The organism is Bacteroides sp. AM41-16, from assembly GCF_003603495.1.
Taxonomy (GTDB): domain Bacteria; phylum Bacteroidota; class Bacteroidia; order Bacteroidales; family Bacteroidaceae; genus Bacteroides; species Bacteroides uniformis.
The window spans coordinates 1-2,689 of sequence record NZ_QTNE01000044.1; the positions used below are offsets into that span (position 1 = coordinate 1).

3 protein-coding genes and 1 pseudogene are annotated in these 2,689 nt (G+C 38.8%); all 4 read left to right on the forward strand.

The genetic code is table 11. The features are described 5' to 3' along the window. Positions 1 to 226, forward strand: a pseudogene (locus DW896_RS21620) (hypothetical protein); the annotation flags it as partial. A 144-nt stretch (positions 227 to 370) separates the two neighbouring features. Then, a complete protein-coding gene (locus DW896_RS21240; protein ID WP_119993787.1) occupies positions 371 to 757 on the forward strand; it encodes a DUF3244 domain-containing protein in 387 nt (128 codons plus the stop codon). 33 nt (positions 758 to 790) lie between these two features. Further along, positions 791 to 1,867: a DUF4848 domain-containing protein gene (locus tag DW896_RS21245; RefSeq protein ID WP_119993790.1), complete on the forward strand. Its 1,077-nt coding sequence runs from the start codon at positions 791 to 793 to the stop codon at positions 1,865 to 1,867. Positions 1,868 to 1,869: 2 nt separating this feature from the next. After that, the gene (locus tag DW896_RS21250; protein ID WP_117966755.1) at positions 1,870 to 2,559 is read left to right on the forward strand and encodes a porin family protein; all 690 of its coding nucleotides are present in this window, start codon (positions 1,870 to 1,872) and stop codon (positions 2,557 to 2,559) included. The last annotated feature ends 130 nt before the right edge of the window (positions 2,560 to 2,689 follow it).

Below are 2,689 nucleotides of genomic sequence, written 5' to 3' on the forward strand. Positions count from 1 at the left end.
ACTGAATCCCGTATTTTGCATTTACACAAAATATTTTATAGTGCCTTATATTGATTACATAGCTGGCATAAAAGCCCAATATCCCAAATTGACAGATGAAGACTTATTATTTCTCTGCTTAGATGAAATTGGGTTCTCTTCTCAAACAATATCCCTTTGTTTTGGCAATATCGACACACATGCCCTTGCCCAACGAAAATACCGCATGAAAAAGGAACGGATGTAGCTAAAGAATAAGTAAGTGTGATTATTCTAAACACAATACATCTGCAAATCAACACCTTACAAAAAACAAGTGTGATTGATTTCATGCTTACATTTTAGTTTTTCCCTCTAACTTTGCCGCCATAAATCGATAAAACAACGAATAATGAAAGCAAAGTTATTTATGATTCTTTTAGTGGTACTCTTTATTGTACCGATAAGTGGAGCAGTTAATAAGCCAAGAAAACGCCCAGTCCTTTTGAGGAAGCATGAAACACGCAAAAATGTGCTTCCACGCATCCCTATAGACTATACTATAGATGTAAGCAATAACGATAACTGTCTGCAAATACTATTTCAGTTTCCATTGCATGAATCCGACATCACCGTAGCAGATAAAAATGGGAACATCGTAATCAACGAACAACAAACCTCCATTTACGAAGGTAAAACATTGTATATCTATACACCTGAAGATTATCCTTATACAATAGAAATAACCTCCCCTGCTGTAGACATCACGGGAGAAATCACATTAGAGGAAGAGGATTAACCAACATATTATTTACATTTTAAACAATTAATCATGAAGAAAATTTTATTTCTTGCAACCATCCTATTGGCTAATATTTCATGCCAAGAGGAAGAAATCAACACACAAATCGAGCCTTCCGTACCCCAATCTAAAAACCTTCAAATTGTGCAAATCACCAACCAAGGGGAAATTATTCCAATCAATGGAACTACAACCAGAAGTTCTGTAGAAGGAGAACTTGCACTACAATTCATTTCCGAGTCCGATTACCAATCGACTATAACAGAAATCAGCCACATGACTGCTAAAGAAAGATTGGAATACGTAGACAACTTTATCTCTCTGCAGAAACTTGCCAACGAAGCAGACATGGAATTAGATGAAATAGGCGCAGTAGCAACCAGCGAAGCCGACTTCAGAAAGAGATATGCCCAATACGTAGAAAAGTACAGTGAAAAACTGATTACGAACAAATATGATGTAGAAGACTTGACACTGTACGTTCCCGATGGCGACAACCTCTCTACCTACCTTATCAATGAAAACAAAAAAGTAGTGATAGGCAATGAAGTCAAAGAAATTTCACTAAACAATGACATGAGTAGTTCTGAGAAAGCAGTATTTGCTGCTGATACGAGAGCCGGTGCAACAAACCAATTTACTTTCAAAGAAACAAAGGATGGGAAAAAGACAACTGGTTCCGTCACTCTTGAAGCATCAAGTGGCATATTTGTCCATGTGGGTTGCCAAAAGAAGTTATGGTATGGTTGGAGAAGAGATACACACAGAGATATATTCTTTCAATTAAGTGCATCTCCAATGTATTATACTCTCCCTAATGCCATTGGAGAACCTTACCGACTCAATTTTGTGCAATATCATGCATTCCATGATAACGGTGGAGATTATAAATTTGCTACGGGTGGGTTACAACCGGGAAATAGAATTCTTTCAGGGAATTTACGTGTTTGGACAGACATGATGGTCAATACAGCAGACTCAGTTCTATACAAATATGTATATGTAAACTATGAAGGAAAAAAATATGGGAATTTCGGTGACCACAAATTACCAAGACTTGATAACAATAAAGCATACGGAGGTAGTTTCACATTAACAATGCCATAAAAATGAAAAAGATTATAATATTCTTCATTCTTACAGCATATCTGTTGCCCCAAGCCTCTGCCCAACAAGTCAAATTCGGCGTTGAAGCTGGCGGCAACTGGTCTCACTACAAAAACGATAAATCGAAAGCCGAACAAGTGGGAAGCATGGGAGGCGGTTTCCAACTGGGCGGAACCGTGGACTATGAGTTCAAGCACCATTGGATGTTGATGTCGGGACTTACCTGGATGCAAACCCGAAGCAGTATGGAGCTGTTCAATGCCAGCGTGCCTTACTTCCCCGATACGGAAATAAAGATGAACCACTTGAACATCCCCATAAAAATAGGCTACAACATCCGTATCAACAAAAGCCTCAGCCTGATACCCTACATCGGTGTCTACGGCTCCATCAACTTCAATGCAGGTAAATGCGACGTAAAGAACCCTTATTATACAGGAGAAACCAATCATTGGAAACCTATGGACGGGTATTCATACATCGTGCCGACAGAAGCAGACATCCCGTATGAATATGAAGCTACCATAGACGCTTTCCGCCGTTGGAATTATGGTGCGGTGGGAGGCATGAAAGCAGTAATAGCAGGCAGATACACCGTTTCACTCCAATACTACGAATCCATAAAGAAAGTACAGAAACAATGTAACCTACGCAACTATGGTTATCAGCTCAGCGTAGGCTATCAATTCTGATACAAAAACTAAAGTCTATAAGAAAGTTGCACATACCCGACACAAGGGATGTGCAACTTTTATAATCGGTTTAAATTTATCAGGGCACTATAAAATATTTTGTGTAAATGCAAAATACGGGATTCAGTAT